This is a genomic window from Streptomyces sp. NPDC029956 (assembly GCF_055574655.1).
This window is the reverse complement of record NZ_JBVHZJ010000028.1, coordinates 41,432-57,902: the sequence shown is the minus strand read 5'-3', so window position 1 is coordinate 57,902 and position 16,471 is coordinate 41,432. Positions and strand designations below refer to the sequence as shown.

Sequence of the window (16,471 nt, the reverse complement as noted above, 5' to 3'; positions counted from 1 at the left end):
ATCAGGTGGCACGGGCGAAGAGGTTGCTGGCGGCGGTCGCGGGCGCGGTGCTCACGGTGAGCCCCCTCGGGATCGCGCCGCCCGCACAGGCGGTGGTCGGTGGCCAGGAGGCACGGCCCCACCAGTACCCCTTCATGGCGGGACTCGTGGACGTCCTCGAACGGCGGGTGATGTGCGGCGGGGCGCTGATCGGCGACCGGTACGTCCTCACCGCCGCCCACTGCCTCACGGGCTCGTACAGCGATCGCACACGGGTGGGCGTCCTGCTCGGCGACCACGACCTGACGACCGGGTCCGACAGCCCCCACGCGGTGCTGGCCCCGCCCGCACGCTTCGTCCCGCACCCGGAGTACGACCCCGGCACCCAGCGGAACGACATCGCCCTGGTCGAGCTCGCCGAGCCGCTCGCCCTCAACCGCGACGTACGGCCGATCGGACTGCCCGTGTCGCCGGCCCCCGGCACCGACGGCACCCAGGTCGAGGTGCCGGGCTGGGGCACCACCTCGTTCGGCGGCCCCACGTCCGACGTGCTGCGGACCGTGGCCCTGTCCACCATGAGCAACTCGGCCTGCGCGAGCCGGGGCATGGCGCAGGTCGCCCCCACCCAGATCTGTACGTACGCCCCCGGGCGTGACACCTGCCAGTACGACTCCGGCGGCCCCCTGGTCCGGGTGGTCCGGGGGCGGCCGACGGTCGTCGGTCTGGTGTCCTACGGCAAGGAGTGCGCCACCGACACTCCCGCCGTGAACACCCGGGTGCACTCCTATCTCAGCTGGATCGAGCGGACGATCGGCCGGCTGCCCCGCGTCCCATGAGGGCCGTGTAGAGGAACAGCGAGGCGGCGAGGCCCACCGCCCAGCCGTAGTCGGACAGGGGTTTCAGGAAGGGGATCAGACCGTCCTCGGGGAAGGGGCCGGTGCCCGGGGCCGAGTGGGAGCCGCCGACGGCGAGGACACCGCCGACCACGAAGGCGAGCACCGCCGCCGGGTTCCAGCCGCCCCGGTACCAGTAGGGCCCGTCGGCACGGTAGAGCCCCGCCAGGTCGAGGACGGTACGGCGGACGAGCCAGTAGTCGGCGATCAGGATGCCCGCGACCGTGCCGAGGAGACCGCCGACCAGACCGAGCCACGTGAAGATGTACAGCTCGGGGGTGGCGGTGAGCTTCCACGGCATGATGAGCACGCCGACGACTCCGGTGATCAGCGCGCCCGTACGGAAGTTGATGAGTCTCGGGGCGAGGTTCGCGAGGTCGTACGCCGGGGAGACGACGTTCGCGGCGATGTTCACCGACAGGGTGGCGACCAGCACGGTCACGAGGGCGAAGAGCAGCCCGAAGACGCTGTCGGCCTTGGCGGCGAGTGCCACCGGGTCCCAGACGGGCGCCCCGTACACGGCCTGGGAGCCTGAGGTGACGAGCACCGACAGGAACGCGAACAGGGTCATGGTGGTGGGCAGTCCGAGGGACTGACCGAGGACCTGGGAGCGCTGGCCGGCGCCGAAGCGGGTGAAGTCGGGGATGTTGAGGCTGAGCGTCGCCCAGAAGGCGATCATGCCCATGAGGGCGGGGAAGAAGACGGGCCAGAAGTCGGCGCCCCAGCCGAGCTTCGACGGCTGGTCGAGCAGGGGGCCGAGGCCGCCGGCCTTGACGGCGATCCAGCCGAGGAGGACGAGCGCGCCGACGATGACGAAGGGCGCGGCCCAGTTCTCGAAACGGCGCAGGGCCTCCATCCCCCGGTAGATGATGGCGAGTTCGAGGACCCAGAAGAGGACGAAGCAGAGCCAGAGGGTCCAGGGCTGGCCTCCGATCCTCGACGCGTCCGCCCAGCCGCCGCCGAAGACCTTGTCGAGCAGGACGAAGATGCCCTGGCCGCCGATCCAGGTCTGGATGCCGAACCAGGCGCAGGCGACCCCGGCCCGGATGAGGGCGGGCAGGTTCGCTCCGCGCAGTCCGAAGGAGGCGCGGGCGAGGACGGGGAAGGGGATTCCGTACTTGGGTCCGGCGTGCCCGGTGAGCAGCATCGGCAGCAGGACGACGACGTTGGCGAGGGCGATGGTGAGCACCGCCTGCTTCCAGTCCATGCCGAGGGCGACGAGACCGGAGGCGAGCATCCAGGAGGGGATGTTGTGGGCCATGCCGACCCAGAGGGCGGCGAAGTTGTAGGTGGTCCAGCGTCGCCGGGCGACCGGGACGGGGAGCAGGTCGTCGTTGACGAAGCGGGGGTCGTCGGGGGCGGCGCCGGGAGCGAGCTCGACGCGGCCGACGGGCGCGGCGGGTTCGGTGGGCCCTACGGATCTTTCCGGGGGGACGGTTGCGGTCATACGGAGGAACCCTTCGTTCGGCGGGGAGGACGGAACGAGGTGTCGCCCGGGGAGGGGCGAGGGGTGCCATGCCGGAACGGCTCCGTCGCGGTCTGTCGAGGACCACGTGCAGCCAAGGAGTGGGGGATCGATTCTTCCACTCGACGTGGGACGCGGGTAGACCCCCGGCACCACGTCGGACTCCGCGCGACGTCTACGGCCTTCGGCGTACGTGCAGATGGCCGTCCAGCGGGAAGGCGGGAGGAGTCGCGGGAAGGATGCTGTCGAACACGTAGCCGCACTTCTCCGCGACGCGGCAGGAGGCCAGGTTGTCGGTCTGGTGGAGGAGTTCGAGGCGTTCCGGCCCGTCGGCCGGGAAGGAGGCGAACGCCCAGGCGGTGAGGGCTTCCAGGGCCCTGGGGGCCACGCCCCGCCCGCGCGCCCGTGCCGCGGTCCAGTAGCCGACCTCGGCGGACGGCCTGCCGGGCGCGACCTCCTTGAGCACGACGCCGCCCGCCAGCCGCTGCGGCTCCGCACCGAACGGCGCCTCGACGACGGCGAACCCGAGCCGCACGCCCGCAGCACGCGCCTCCTCCTGGGCCCGCACCCACGCCCGTGCGTCCCCCTCGGTCTCGATCGGCGACACCGCCGAGCGGCGCAGAGCGGGATCGCGGTGGGCCTCGACCAGCTCCGCCACGTCGTCGACGCTCCAAGGCCGGAGCAGGAGAGCGGGAGCGGTCGGCGTCGCGGGGGCGGCGAGCGGGGCGGCGGCGTTCATCGGCCGATCGTATCCATCGTGAACGCGACGGCGGGCCGGGCCGGGGCCGTGATCCCGGCCCCTGTCGGCTCACCGCCACGTCAGCCGGTCATGGCCTCCCGTCCACGTCCGGCGGCCTTGGCGGCCCCTTCGTTCCAGCTCGCGGGGAGCTCATGGCAGGCTCATGCCACCATCCAGCCGAGGAGGAGTCATCCGCCAGCGTTTCTGGGCGACCGTGTCGGTCGCCCTCGCCCTTGTGTTCTCAGGCATCGCCGCCCCCGCCGCAGCCGAGGACGTGCCCCCCGTCGTCACCGGGGCCGTCTTCAACAACCCGAAGGGGACGGCGGCCGAGCAGGACGCCGTGAAGAACCACATCATCGAGGCGATCGACAACACCCAAGGGGGACGCACCCTGCGGGCGGCCCTGTACGTCATGCAGGACCAGGACTTCACCGATGCCCTGATCGCCGCGCACGGGCGCGGCGTCAACGTCCGCGTCGTCCTGGACCACAAGTCCGTCGAAGCGCCCAGCCCGGCGCCCGCGCAGAACCTGATCGCCGCCCTGGGGACCGACAGGTCCCAGGGCTCCTGGGTTCAGGTCTGCACAGCGGGCGGCGCCTGCATCGCGGCGGGCGGTACCAACCCGATCAACCACAACAAGTTCTTCACCTTCTCCCGCGTCGGTGACGCGGGCGTCGCCGAGGACGTGGTCATCCAGAGCTCCGCCAACCAGACGGTGTCGTCCACCACCCGGCAGTGGAACAACGCGTACACCGTGGTCGGCAACACCGCGCTCTACACGGCGTACACCGACTACTTCAACGATCTCGCCGCCATGGGCAAGAACAGCGACTACTACCGGACGGGCGAAGCCGGAGACGCGAAGTACTACTTCTTCCCGCAGCAGAGCGGCGACGTCGTGCTCGGGTTCCTGAACAACGTCTCCTGCACCGGGAACACGACCACCGGCACGACCTCCCACAAGACCATCGTGCGGATCTCCGCATGGGCCCTGCACCGGGACGCGATCGCGGTCAAGCTGCGCTCGCTGGCCGACCAGGACTGCTGGATCGAGATCGTCTACAAGGACTCCAACGACCTCGCGACCCTGCAGGGGCACGCCCGCATCAAGCCCTACCACCTCGACGCCGGCGGCTACTTCGTGCACTCCAAGTACCTGCTCGTCGAGGGCAATTACGCGGGCCACCCGGACACGAAGTGGACCTTCACCGGCTCGCACAACCTGGACACCTCCTCCCTGCGGGAGAACGACGAGGCACTGATCCGCCTCGCCGGCGCGGCGGCACACGATGCCTACAAGGCGAACTTCCTCGCCATGCGGGCCGAGGCCGTCCTGCAGTGACCGGCCGCTCGGTGCCGCCCGGCACACCGGACGGCACCGAGCAGCCCCAGGGCCCGTGACGGGCGGGGGGCTTGGTCACTTCAGCGGCACGGGTCGTAGCCGCAGGGTGAGGATCTGGAAGGGGCGGAGGGTGAGGGACACCCGGCCGTCGGCCGTGCGGGCGGCCGCAGCGGCTGCCCCGGCCCGAACGGTGTCCTGGACGGCGTCGGAGGCCCCTTCCTCGTCGGCTGCCTCGGTGTCGAGGCCGCGTTCCAGCAGATCCGTCACCGTCGCCGACTCCAGCGGGAAGCCGGTGGTCAGACGTGTGGCGGCCCGGCCTCCGTGAGCCTCGTAGAGGCGGACGACGACGTCGCCGGAGCGGTCGTCGGCGAGCTTGACCGTGTCGATGACGACGGCTTCGACATCGGTGGCGACCAGCGGCGCTACCGTCGCGACCGCCTTCGTACCGCCGGGGACGGAGCGCTCGGGCAGGTTGAAGGCGTACCCCTCGCGCACGGCGTCGGCGATGGCAGCGCCGATGACGAGGCCGTACCGCAGCCGGTGCCCGCCCCGGTCGGCGTCCGGGTCGGGGTAGCGGGGGGAGCGGAGCAGGGTGAGCCGGGCGGTCGTGGTCGTCCCGCCGTCGGGGCGGACGCCGCGGGTGACCTCGTGCCCGTACGTCGAGTCGTTGACCAGGGCGGCGCCCCAGCCCGGTTCCCCGATGTGCAGGAAGCGGTGGGCGCAGAACTCGAACTTGGCCGCGTCCCAGCTGGTGTTGGCGTGCGTGGGGCGGCGGATGTGCCCGAAGGGGATCTCCGCGCTGGAGTGGTCGGCCCGGACGTCGAGCGGGAAGGCCGCCTTGAGGAGTTTCTCGGTCTCCTGCCAGTCGACAGCGGTGTCGACGTCCAGGCGCCGGGACCCCTCGGCGAGTGAGATCAGCTGCTCGATCCGGGAGTCGCCGACGGTCCGGACGACGCGGACGCCGCCGGTCTCCGCGGAGACCGAGTCGGCGTCGAGGAGGTCGTGCACGGTGTTGCGGTAGAAGACGTCGATGTCCCAGGCGTCGAAGGCGTTGGGGAAGTCCTGGTGCAGTTGGAGGAGGTTGGCGGCGGCGCCCGGCGGCAGGGCTTCCCGGTCGGCCGTGATGTCGTACGCCGAGGTCACCAGGCCCCGTTCGTCGATGCGGACCCGGACGAGTCCGTTGTCGAGGAGGTGACTCCCTTCGTACGGTGCGGGGGCGGGCACGGGGACGACGGGCCGGGCGGGGGTTGTCGTGCGCCGCGCGGCGCCGAGGGCCGGAACGCCGTCGCGGCTGAAGGGTGAGGCGTTGAAGACCATGACCCCGTGGCCGCCTTCTCCTCCCCCTCCTCCCTCTGTCCTGTCGTCTCCCCCGGCCTCGCCGTCCCCTGCCAGGGCGTGCTGGGCGGCGGCCACGATCCCGCGCAGTTCGGCGGCGACGGCGGCGTGGGTCTCCTCCGCCTCCCGGTGGACCCAGCCGATGGAGGAGCCGGGCAGGATGTCGTGGAACTGGTGGAGCAGGACCGTCTTCCAGAGCCGGTCGAGTGCCTCGTACGGGTAGTCGAACCCCGTGCGGAGGACGGCGGCGGTGGCCGACCACAGCTCGGCCTCGCGAAGCAGGTGCTCGCTGCGCCGGTTGCCCTGCTTGGTCCGCAGCTGGCTGGTGAGCGTGCCGCGGTGGAACTCCAGGTAGAGCTCCCCGAGCCACACCGGAGCGTCGGGGTACTCCCCGTGCGCCCGCTCGAAGAAGTCCGCCGGGCTCTCGACGACGACCCTGGGTGAGCCCTCCAGGTCCGCCAGGCGGGCCGCGCGGGCCAGCATCTCCCGGGTGGGGCCTCCGCCGCCGTCTCCGTGACCGAACGGGAGCAGCGAGCTGTTGGCGGCCTCCTTGTCCCGGAAGTTGCTTACGGCGTGGGCGAGTTCGGCGCCGGTGAGCTGGGCGTTGTAGGTGTCGACGGGCGGGAAGTGGCTGAAGATCCGGGTGCCGTCGATGCCCTCCCACCAGAAGGTGTGGTGGGGGAACCTGTCGGTGGTGTTCCAGGAGAGCTTCTGGGTGAGGAACCAGCGCACGCCGGCGAGCTTCATCAGCTGCGGCAGGGCCGCGTTGTAGCCGAAGGTGTCGGGCAGCCACATCTCCTCGGTCTCGACGCCGAACTCGTCGAGGTAGAAGCGCTTTCCGTGGATCAGCTGGCGGGCGAGGGCCTCGCCGCCGGTCATGTTGGTGTCGGCTTCCACCCACAGGCTGCCCACGGGGAGGAACTGTCCGCTCGCCGCCTTCTCCCGGACCCGGGCGTAGACCTCGGGACGCTGTTCCCTGAGCCAGGCCAGTTGCTGCGCCTGGGACATGGCGAAACGGAAGCCGGGGTGGTCGTCCATCAGGTGGGTGACGTTGGACAGCGTCCTGGCGACCTTCCGTACCGTCTCGCGGAGCGGCCACAGCCAGGCGGAGTCGATGTGGGCATGTCCCACGGCCGAGACCCGGTGGGCGCCGGGAGCCGCGGGGGCGGCGAGCGCCGGACGCAGCTGTGCGCGGGCGGCGGTGGCGCTGCCGGAGACGTCCTGCAGGTCGAGGGCGTCCAGCGCCTTCTCGACGGCCTGCTGGATCCGCCAGCGGCGCGGTTCGGCCTCGGGAAGCTCGCGCATGAGCCCGCCGAGGACGTCGAGGTCCTGGGCGAGTTCCCAGACCTCGGTGTCGAAGACCGCGAGGTCCAGGCGGAGCAGCTGGTAGAGGGGGGCGCCCGCGGAGCCGGTTCCGGACAGCCAGGCGGGCCGGTCCCCGTTCCTGGTGGGAGTCTGGGAGCCGACCAGGTTCGGGTTCGCGGCGGCTTCGACGTAGTACGTGAACTCCTCGCCGCCGACTGCCGGGTCGGCGACCGGAAGGTGGGCGTTGCGGGGGTTGAGGGCCTTCACGACGCTGCCGTCCGGGCGATGGGCCAGGCCCTCGCTGGAGAAGCCCGCACCGGTGGCGTCGAAGCCGAGGTCGACGACCGCCTCGACCCGGTGGCCCGCCCACTCCTCGGGGATCCTGCCGCTGATCCGGAACCAGCTGGTGGACCACGGTGGCCCCCACCGGTGGCCGAGCGACACCGGCTCGTACGGGGCGGCCAGGCCCTCGGCCACGGGGACCGGCTCGCCGGGGGCGTTCCAGATCGCCACGGAGAGGGGGACGGTACGGGCGTGGACCGCCGGCCGGATGCGCTGGTCGAGGACCCGGAGGAGCCTCTGCTCGATGAGGCGCTGCTTGCTGTGCATGGTTCCTCTGATCGCGGAGTCCCGGACGGGGGGCCCGGCCGCGCGGTGGTGCGCCGGGCCCTCGGCCGTGTCGTCGGACTCCCGTCTGCCCGGGGGGTGTCAGCGGAGGGCGGGGACGACCTCCGAGCCGTAGGTGTCGATCGTGGTCTCCTTCGCGTCGTGCATGGCGTACACGGCGAACTGGTCCACGCCCATCTCCCGCAGTCGCCGCAGCTTCTCGATGTGGGCCTCGGCCGGGCCCAGGAGGCAGAAGCGGTCGACGATCTCGTCGGGGACGAACCGGGTGTCGGGGTTCCCGGCGCGGCCGTGGTGGGAGTAGTCGTAGCCGTGCCGGTCCTTGATGTAAGCGGTGAGCTCCTCTGGGACCATGTCGGAGTGCTCGCCGTACTTGGCGACCAGGTCGGCGACGTGGTTGCCGACCATGCCGCCGAACCAGCGGCACTGCTCGCGGGCGTGCGCCAGGGCTTCCGGGGAGTCGTCGGCGGTGACGTAGGCGGGCGCGGCCACGCAGATCGTGAGCGCTTCGGGGTCGCGGCCGGCGTCCGCGGCGGCCTGGCGGACCGCCTTGACCATCCATTCGGTGAGGAAGGGGTCGGCGAGCTGCAGGATGAAGCCGTCGGCCTTCTGTCCGGCCAGCGCGAGCGCCTTGGGCCCGTACGCCGCCATCCAGACGGGGAGCCTCCCGTTCTTGATCCACGGGATGCGGACCGGGTTGCCGTCGACCTGTGCCTCGCGGCCTTCGGCGAGGTCACGGATGACGTCGATGGCCTCGCCGAGGCGGGCCAGGGTGTTCGGCCTGCGGCCGGCGACGCGCATCGCCGAGTCCCCGCGGCCGATGCCGCAGACGGTGCGGTTGCCGAACATGTCGTTGAGCGTGGCGAAGGTGGAGGCGGTCACCTCCCACGTACGGGTCCCCGGGTTGGTCACCATCGGGCCCACGTGCAGCTTGGTGGTGTGCTCGAGGATCTGGCTGTAGATGACGAAGGGTTCCTGCCACAGGACGGCGGAGTCGAAGGTCCACCCGTAGCGGAAGCCGTTGCGTTCCGCCCGGCGCATCAGCCCGACGACCTGCGACGCCGGCGGGTCGGTCTGCAGGACGAGTCCAAAATCCAACGTCGCTCTCCTAGTTCAGGTACTGACAGGTGGAACGCGGCACGAAGGTGCCGTGACCGGCGTGACCGACGTACGTGCGCTGGTCGATGACGACCTCGCCCCGCGAGAGGACGGTCTCGACCCGGCCGGTGACCGTCCTCCCCTCGTACGCCGAGTAGTCGACGTTCATGTGGTGGGTCTCGGCGGACAGGGTCTGGACGGTGTGCGGGTCGTAGATCACGACGTCGGCGTCGGCTCCCGGGGCGATCGTGCCCTTCTGCGGGTACAGGCCGAACATCCTGGCCGGTGTCGCGCAGGCGATCTCGATCCAGCGGCGTCGCGAGATGTGCCCGTCGACGACGGCCTGGTGCAGGAGGTCCATCCGGTGCTCCACCCCCGGCAGGCCGTTGGGGATCTTCGAGAAGTCGCCGCGGCCGAGGTCCTTCTGCCCGACGAAGCAGAACGGGCAGTGGTCGGTGGAGACCACCTGGAGGTCGTTCGTCCGCAGTCCGCGCCAGAGCGCCGCCTGGTGCTCCTTCGGCCGGAGCGGGGTGCTGCACACGTACTTCGCGCCCTCGAAGTCCGGCTCCGCGAGGTTGTCGGTGGAGAGGAAGAGGTACTGGGGACAGGTCTCGCCGAAGACGGGCAGCCCCTTGTCGCGGGCCGTCGCGATCTCGGCGACCGCCTCCTCCGCCGAGACGTGCACGACGTAGAGGGGTGCGCCCGCCACCCGGGCGAGCTGGATCGCCCGGTGGGTGGCCTCCGCCTCCAGGAGCGCCTTGCGGACCTCCCCGTGGTAGCGGGGATCGGTCTCGCCGCGGGCGAGGGCCTGCTCGACGAGGACGTCGATGGCGATGCCGTTCTCGGCGTGCATCATGATCAGCCCGCCGTTGTCGGCGGAGCGCTGCATGGCCCGCAGGATCTTGCCGTCGTCGCTGTAGAAGACGCCGGGGTAGGCCATGAAGAGCTTGAAGGAGGTGATGCCCTCCTGGACGAGCTTGTCCATCTCCTTGAGCGTGTGCTCGTTGACGTCGGAGAGGATCATGTGGAACGCGTAGTCGATCGAGCAGTTGCCGTCGGCCTTGGCGTACCAGGCGTCGAGTCCTTCGCGCAGGGCCTGGCCGACGCTCTGGACGGCGAAGTCGACGATGGTGGTGGTGCCGCCCCAGGCGGCGGCACGGGTCCCGGTCTCGAAGGTGTCGGAGGCGAAGGTGCCGCCGAAGGGCAGTTCCATGTGGGTGTGGGCGTCGACGCCACCGGGCAGCACGTAGCGGTCGGTGGCGTCGATCGTCCGGTCGGCGGTCCAGGCGGCCGCCGCGTCGGAGCCGTGGGCCGCGAGGGCGACCACGCGGCCGTCCTCGATCAGCACGTCGGCGTGGAGTTCGTCGGCGGCGGTGACGACGAGGCCGCCCCGGATGACGGTTCGGATGCTCACGGGACTCTCCCTGCTCGATGCGGCGTGCCGATCTCGATACGGCGGGACGGTGTGGCTACAGCTCTCGCAGGGCCGCTTCGAGCATCGCCGCGCCCTCCTCCGCCTCGGCGACGGTGAGGGAGAGCGGTGGGGCGATGCGCAGGATGCTGGTGTTGTGGCCGCCGCCCTTGCCGATCAGCAGGCCGTTCTCGCGGGCGGCCTCCAGGACGGTGGCGGCCGCGTCCGGGTTCGCCCGCTCGGTGCCAGGTTCGGTGAGCTCGATGCCGATCATGAGGCCGCGGCCGCGTACCTCCCGTACCGCCTCGACCCCGGCGCAGGCCGCCCTGATCCGCTCGATGAGCAGACCGCCGACCCGGCGCGCGTTGCCCTGGAGGTCGTGCTCCAGGAGGTACGAGAGGTTGGCCAGGCCGGCGGCCATGGTGATGGGCGAACCGCCGAAGGTGGAGATGGAGTTGGCGTCGATGCAGTTCATGATGTCGCCGCGGGCGACGACTCCGCCGACGGACATGCCGTTGCCGATGCCCTTGGCGAAGGTGAGGATGTCGGGCGGCCCGGCCTGGTCGTGGGCCTGCCAGCCCCAGAAGTGCTCGCCGGTACGGCCCCAGCCGGTCTGCACCTCGTCGGAGATCCACAGGATGCCGTGCCGGTCGAGGACCCGGCGGAAGGCGGCGTACAGACCGTCGGGCGGGGCCGTGAAGCCGCCGACGCCCTGGATGGGTTCGGCGATGAGCGCGGCGACGTCCCGGGTGTGGCCGAGGAGGTCCTCGAGGTCGGCGACGCAGGCCTCGATGAACTGCTCGTCGGTGTACCGGGCGTACGGGCCGCGGGTACGGACGCCGCCGTGGACGTACAGGGTCTGCAGCGGCGAGAGGCTGGTGGGCGACCAGGCGCGGTTGCCGGTGATGCCGACGGTGGAGAAGGAACGGCCGTGGTAGCTGTTCCGCATGGCGAGGATCTGGTTCGACCGGCGGTACGCGGTCGCGAGGAGCAGCGCCGTGTCGTTGGCCTCGGTGCCGGAGGTGGTGAAGAAGACGCGGGCGTCGGGGATGCCGGAGAGTCCGGCGATCCGTTCGGCGAGCTCCACCATCGGGCGGTTGAGGTAGAGCGTCGAGGAGTGGATGATCCGCCCGGCCTGCTCGGCGACGGCCTTGGTGACCTCGGGCAGGGCGTGGGCGGTCATGGTGGTGAGGATGCCGCCGAAGAAGTCGAGGTACCGGCGTCCGTCGGCGTCCCAGACGTGGCGGCCCTCGCCGTGGGTGATCTCGATCGGGTCCTTGTAGTAGAGGGCGACCCAGTCGGGGATGACGGCCCTGTGCCGTTCGAAGAGGCTGCTCACGGCTGCACCAGCCCGTCGTACGCGTCGGGGCGCCGGTCCCGGTAGAAGGCCCATTGCTGGCGGACCTGTTCGATGAGTCCGAAGTCGAGGTCGCGGACGAGGAGTTCCTCGGCCTTGTCGGAGGCGACGTCGCCGACGAACTTCCCCCGCGGGTCGACGAAGTAGCTCGTGCCGTAGAAGTCGTTGTCGCCGTACTCCTCGACGCCGACGCGGTTGATGGCGGCGACGAAGTACTCGTTGGCGACGGCCGCGGCGGGCTGCTCCAGCTGCCAGAGGTAGGAGGAGAGACCACGGTGGGTGGCCGAGGGGTTGTAGACCAACTGAGCTCCGTTGAGCCCGAGTTGACGCCACCCCTCGGGGAAGTGCCGGTCGTAGCAGATGTAGACGCCGACGCGGCCGACGGCCGTGTCGAAGACCGGCCAGCCGGCGTTCCCCGGGCGGAAGTAGTACTTCTCCCAGAAGCCCTTGACCTGGGGGATGTGGTGCTTGCGGTACTTGCCGAGGTAGCTGCCGTCGGCGTCGATCACGGCGGCGGTGTTGTAGTAGAAGCCCTCGCCCTCGACCTCGAAGACGGGCACCACGATCACCATCCCGGTCTCCCGGGCGAGGTCCCGCATCCGGCTGACGGTGGGGCCGTCGGGGACGGGCTCGGCCCACCGGTAGTGCTCGGGCTCCTGGACCTGGCAGAAGTAGGGGGCGTTGAACACCTCCTGGAAGCCGATCACCTTGGCACCCTGACGGGCGGCCTCCCGGGCGTACTCCTCGTGTTTGGCGATCATGGATTCGGTGTCGCCGGTCCAGGTCGCCTGGACGAGCGCGGCGCGTACGACGTCGGTCATGATCTGCTCCTTCGGCACGGCGTCAGAGAGCCTCTACGCACGTAGACGCGATGCGTAGGAGGAGAACGTAAGCCCCGTCACACCCCGGAGCAAGACCGCCGCCGGGAAGCGGCGGGGTCGATCATGTTTCATACCCGAGTGGTCCACGTCGGACACGTACCGACACGTACCGGCACGTCCGGGCATGACGGAGACGTACGGTTGCGGGCCTGCCCCGCGAGGCGGGACGCCGTGGCGCGTGCGACGTGATTCCGGTGCGCGCGGGACGGGGTTCCGGTGCGCGTGAGGGGAGCCCTCCGGGCCGTACCGGAGCCCACGGGCCGGCCGCCGGAGCCCGCCCGGCCGGGTCACGCGCCCGCGAGGCCGGCCACGCGGAAGGCGTGCATCAGGTCGCTCTCGCGGGCCGCGGACACCGCTCGGGCGGCCTCGCGGAGTTGGGGCGCGAGCCCCCGCGGATCCTCGGCCGCGAGGCGGGCGGCGTCCTCGGGGGCACGGACCCGGACGAAGGCGGTGAGCAGTGCGAGGGCTTCGCGGTGGTGGCCTTCGGCGCGCAGGGCGGAGCACGCCCCGGCGAGCTCCTCGACGGGGCGGGCCACGCCCTGGCGGAGGAGGTGCTCGCAGTCGGCGGCCCTGCCCGCGTCGGCGAGCGCCCCGGCGACGGCGGCGAGTCGGCCGGGCGGCAGCGAGGCCGCCTCCCAGAGCAGGATGGACCAGTCGGCGCCGAGCCCGGCCCGGTGCAGCTCCCCGGCGAGGGCGGGCAGCCGGGCGGGCGGACCGCCGAGCGCCTCGCAGAGCAGCGCGTGGGCCTCGCCGCTACGGCCCTGGGCGCGGAGCCGCTGGAGCGCGTAGACCGCGTTCGCGGCGGCGCGGCCCGCCTCTGCCGTGTCGGCGTCGGAGAGCGCGGCCCGGTCGGCACCACCGGGCGCGGCGGCCTCGGCGGTCGGGACGGCGCCCCCGAACCGGGCCCCTCGCGGCGCCGCTCCCCCGACGGGCAGTACGGGAGCGGGCGCAGGCATGGGTGCGGCCACCGGCCCCTGGTCCTCGGCGCCACCGTCCAGCCACGCGTACCGCGCGCCCCGCGGGCGGCGCTTGGGGCCGGCGGTGCGGACGGACGGCTCGGCCGGCGGGGCGGGCGACCCGGCAGGCGGGGAGAGGGGCTCGGCAGGCGGGGAGAGGGGCTTGGCAGGCGGGGAGAGGGGCTTGGTCGGCGGGGACGGTGGCTCGGCTGGCGGGGCGGCCGCCGTGACCGCCACCACCGACGGAACGGGCCCGGGCGGGCCGGCCGGGGCCATGGGCCTGGGCGGCGGCCCCGGGGTCGCCCCGCTCTCGCCCCACTCCCCCAGCCGTGCGAGCCGTCCCGTCAGGTCGGCGACCCGCGCCGTCGCCCGCGCGTGGTCGTCGCGCGTCCAGGCCAGGTCGTGCTCCAGGCGGGATCTGTCGTCCGGGCCGGGAGCCGGGGCCGCGCGGAGCCGGTCGCCCAGTTCGCGGGCGCGGGACTCGGCGTACCGGCGTTCGCGCTCCATGAGCTCGCGGCGCTCGGTGAGCGCCTCCGCCGCGCCGGGGCGGCGGTCGTGGGCGCCGGCGGCCGCCGCGTACAGCGTCCTGCCCCGGAGGGCGAACGGCCCCCCGAACGGTTCGCCGGCGTCCTGGAGCAGGGACTCGGCGATGTCCCAGGGCAGGAGCTCCGTCCCGTCGAAGCAGGCGCGCAGCCCCTCCGGGTCCCGTTCGGCGAAGACCGCGTACCAGCCGCCCGGTGGGATGCGGCGCGCGAGCTCCGTCAACCACTGCCTGAACATGGCTGCTTCCACCGGGAGTTGATACACCGTCATGCGATCCGCACCTGCCCCGCCGTCGACTGGAACCTTCCGGTCCGCGGGTATTGGACCGCAGTCGTGTTACGGGACGACTACGGACCGTTTTCCTGTGTGTGCCCCGCCTCCCGCTTCACCCGAATCGCACGACGATCCCGGTGTGCGGACGCTTTCCGAGCCGGACGAGCATGGCGGGCACGTCGGTCAGCCAGTACTGCCAGGTGTACTTGCGCGAGAGCAGCCCGCGGATCCGGCGCAGCTCGTCCCCCGTCACCAGCCGGCCCTCGCCGGTGAAGCGCTCGGTGCCCTCGGCGATGTTGCCACGCAGGTCGCAGACGGCGACCTCGACCCTCGGGTCGTTCCGCAGCCGCTTGACCTTCCAGGAGTCCGTGCGGGTCCAGGCGTACAGTGCGTCGCCGTCCACCGCGTACCAGACGGGTGTCGCGACCCCCGTGCCGTTCTTGCGGAAGGTGGTCAGGCTGACGTAGCGGCCGCGCCGCAGCTCTTCGGGCATCATGCCCGGGAGCCTATGCCGGGGTCGGGCCGGGGGCGTGGGCCAGGGTCTCCCGCCACCGGACGGCCGTCACTGGCCGACCCTGCCGTCGACGCACTCGCGCAGCAGGTCGGCGTGGCCGCAGTGGCGGGCGTACTCGTCGATCCGGTGCACCATCAGTTCCCGGATCGCGATCGCGCCCTTCCCCACCCGGGCGCCCAGGTCGGGGAACTCGGCCAGTTCGGCGTCGAGCGCCGCCTGCTCGCGCTCCAGATCGGCGTACGCGGCGTCGACCACGGCCTGTTCGGCGACGGCCCCGTCGAAGTCCGCGTCCTTCCTGCCGTACAGCTTCGGCAGCGGTTCACCGTCGCCGATCCAGTTGCGCCAGTCCCGCTCCACCTCGGCGAGGTGCCGGATCAGACCGAGCAGCGACATGGTCGACGGCGGGACCGACCGGCGGGCCAGCTGCTCCGCGTCCAGCCCCTCGCACTTCATCCGGAGGGTCAGACGGAAGTCCCGCAGGCCGTCCCGCAAGGTCGCGAGCTCACCCTCGGAGGCGGCGCCCCCGTTGTTGTTGCGGGGGTCGTCGTCCGGGTCCGCCCACATGTCGGGGTAGACGGTCGCCGCGGTCCATCGTGCGGGTTCGTCGCTCATGCTTCGCATGGTCGCCCGCGCCGGTCCGTCACGCCACCGAATTCCGACGTACTCGGGGTCCGGGCCGTCAGGCGGGCGCGAGTGCGCAGCGGACGACCAGCTCGTCCATGGAGAGGCCGAGGACCCGGGCGAGGGCCGCGACGGTGAAGAACGCCGGGGTCGGGGCCCGGCCCGTCTCGATCTTGCGGAGGGTCTCGGCGGACAGGCCGGCGGCGGCGGCGATCTCCACCATCGACCGTTCGCCGCGCGCCTGGCGCAGGAACAGGCCGAGTCGCTCGCCGCGCTCGCGCTCTTCGGGGGTCAGGGGTGTGCGCACCATGACGCCATACTAATACCGGTATAGTAATTGGCATGGTGGAGATCAAGACGAACGAGAACCTGGCCGCGATGCGTGAGGCGGGGCGGGTGGTGGCCCGCGCCCTCGCGGCCGTACGGGAGAAGGCGGCGCCCGGTGTGCCGCTGACCGACCTGGACCGGGCCGCGCGGGAGGTCCTCGCCGAGGCGGGCGCCGGATCGCCGTTCCTCGGCTACCGCCCGGAGTGGGCGCCGGTGCCGTTCCCCGCGGTCGTCTGCGTCTCCGTGAACGACGCGATCGTCCACGGCATCCCGGACGACACCCGGCTCGCCCCGGGCGACCTGGTCTCGGCGGACTGCGGGGCCCTGCTCGGCGGCTGGGCGGGCGACTCGGCGATCAGCTTCACGGTCGGCCCGGCCCGGCCGGAGGACACCCGGCTGATCGCCGCGGCGGAGGAGGCCCTGGAGGCGGGCATCGCGGCCGCCGTCGTCGGCAACCGCATCGGTGACATCGCGCACGCGATCGGCCGGGTGTGCCGCGCCGCCGGGTACGGCGTCCCGGACGGCTTCGGCGGCCACGGCATCGGCCGCACGATGCACGAGGACCCGGGCGTCCCCAACGAGGGACGGCCGGGCCGGGGCATGAGACTGCGCCGTGGAATGGTGCTCGCGATCGAGCCGATGCTCATCGGGGGCGGCACGGACGACCACTACACGGCGCGCGACGGCTGGACCATCCGCACGCTCGACGGCTCGCGCGCCTCGCACGCGGAGCACACGGTGGCCGTCACGGACCAGGGCCCGTGGGTGCTGACGGCCCTGTAGGACGCGGAGGACGAGCTGGGGGACC

Annotated in this window: 14 protein-coding genes; 3 read left to right on the top strand and 11 right to left on the bottom strand. The window is 72.1% G+C overall.

Annotated features, from left to right (window positions below; translation table 11 throughout):
- The first annotated feature begins 5 nt into the window (after positions 1-5).
- Positions 6-815, top strand: coding sequence for a serine protease (locus tag ACZ4XX_RS22440; protein WP_468509633.1), 810 nt, complete (start codon positions 6-8; stop codon positions 813-815).
- Here the strand turns inward: ACZ4XX_RS22440 and ACZ4XX_RS22435 are convergent.
- Together ACZ4XX_RS22435 and ACZ4XX_RS22430 are read right to left on the bottom strand one after the other, a co-directional pair.
- Entirely contained in the window at positions 769-2,319 is a 1,551-nt protein-coding gene (locus ACZ4XX_RS22435; protein ID WP_468509632.1) for an NCS1 family nucleobase:cation symporter-1, read from the bottom strand. The genes ACZ4XX_RS22440 and ACZ4XX_RS22435 overlap by 47 nt on opposite strands.
- A 193-nt stretch (positions 2,320-2,512) precedes the next feature.
- Positions 2,513-3,076 (bottom strand): GNAT family N-acetyltransferase, encoded by a 564-nt coding sequence (locus ACZ4XX_RS22430; protein ID WP_468509631.1) that lies wholly within the window; start codon positions 3,074-3,076, stop codon positions 2,513-2,515.
- A gap of 163 nt (positions 3,077-3,239) precedes the next feature.
- On the opposite strand from ACZ4XX_RS22430, the gene ACZ4XX_RS22425 reads away from it, so the two are divergent.
- The gene (locus ACZ4XX_RS22425; protein WP_468509630.1) at positions 3,240-4,418 is read left to right on the top strand and encodes a phospholipase D-like domain-containing protein; all 1,179 of its coding nucleotides are present in this window, start codon (positions 3,240-3,242) and stop codon (positions 4,416-4,418) included.
- Positions 4,419-4,493: 75 nt separating this feature from the next.
- Here the strand turns inward: ACZ4XX_RS22425 and ACZ4XX_RS22420 are convergent, their stop codons facing one another.
- The 9 genes from ACZ4XX_RS22420 to ACZ4XX_RS22380 all read right to left on the bottom strand — a co-directional run bounded on the left by ACZ4XX_RS22420 (position 4,494) and on the right by ACZ4XX_RS22380 (position 15,646).
- Positions 4,494-7,667 carry an alpha-mannosidase gene (locus tag ACZ4XX_RS22420; protein ID WP_468509629.1) on the bottom strand — a complete coding sequence of 1,058 codons (3,174 nt, stop codon included), beginning with the start codon at positions 7,665-7,667 and terminating at the stop codon, positions 4,494-4,496.
- A 99-nt stretch (positions 7,668-7,766) separates the two neighbouring features.
- Positions 7,767-8,780 carry a TIGR03842 family LLM class F420-dependent oxidoreductase gene (locus tag ACZ4XX_RS22415; protein WP_468509628.1) on the bottom strand — a complete coding sequence of 338 codons (1,014 nt, stop codon included), beginning with the start codon at positions 8,778-8,780 and terminating at the stop codon, positions 7,767-7,769.
- Between the two features lie 10 nt (positions 8,781-8,790).
- Positions 8,791-10,194, bottom strand: coding sequence for a dihydropyrimidinase (hydA, locus tag ACZ4XX_RS22410; protein ID WP_468509627.1), 1,404 nt, complete (start codon positions 10,192-10,194; stop codon positions 8,791-8,793).
- A gap of 55 nt (positions 10,195-10,249) precedes the next feature.
- A complete protein-coding gene (locus tag ACZ4XX_RS22405) occupies positions 10,250-11,530 on the bottom strand; it encodes an aspartate aminotransferase family protein (protein ID WP_468509626.1) in 1,281 nt (426 codons plus the stop codon).
- The gene (locus ACZ4XX_RS22400; RefSeq protein ID WP_468509625.1) at positions 11,527-12,369 is read right to left on the bottom strand and encodes a nitrilase-related carbon-nitrogen hydrolase; all 843 of its coding nucleotides are present in this window, start codon (positions 12,367-12,369) and stop codon (positions 11,527-11,529) included. Before ACZ4XX_RS22400 ends, ACZ4XX_RS22405 begins: the two co-directional genes overlap by 4 nt.
- A gap of 347 nt (positions 12,370-12,716) precedes the next feature.
- Positions 12,717-14,198 carry a UL36 very large tegument protein gene (locus tag ACZ4XX_RS22395; protein ID WP_468509624.1) on the bottom strand — a complete coding sequence of 494 codons (1,482 nt, stop codon included), beginning with the start codon at positions 14,196-14,198 and terminating at the stop codon, positions 12,717-12,719.
- Between the two features lie 115 nt (positions 14,199-14,313).
- Positions 14,314-14,697, bottom strand: coding sequence for a PPOX class F420-dependent oxidoreductase (locus ACZ4XX_RS22390; protein ID WP_468509623.1), 384 nt, complete (start codon positions 14,695-14,697; stop codon positions 14,314-14,316).
- A gap of 66 nt (positions 14,698-14,763) precedes the next feature.
- Positions 14,764-15,336, bottom strand: coding sequence for a DinB family protein (locus ACZ4XX_RS22385; RefSeq protein WP_468509622.1), 573 nt, complete (start codon positions 15,334-15,336; stop codon positions 14,764-14,766).
- 58 nt (positions 15,337-15,394) lie between these two features.
- On the bottom strand, positions 15,395-15,646 hold the full coding sequence (locus ACZ4XX_RS22380) for a helix-turn-helix domain-containing protein (RefSeq protein ID WP_468509621.1): 252 nt from the start codon (positions 15,644-15,646) through the stop codon (positions 15,395-15,397).
- Positions 15,647-15,678: 32 nt separating this feature from the next.
- Here ACZ4XX_RS22380 and map point away from each other — a divergent pair, with 32 nt between their 5' ends.
- Positions 15,679-16,446, top strand: coding sequence for a type I methionyl aminopeptidase (gene map, locus ACZ4XX_RS22375; RefSeq protein WP_468509620.1), 768 nt, complete (start codon positions 15,679-15,681; stop codon positions 16,444-16,446).
- Positions 16,447-16,471: the final 25 nt, after the last annotated feature.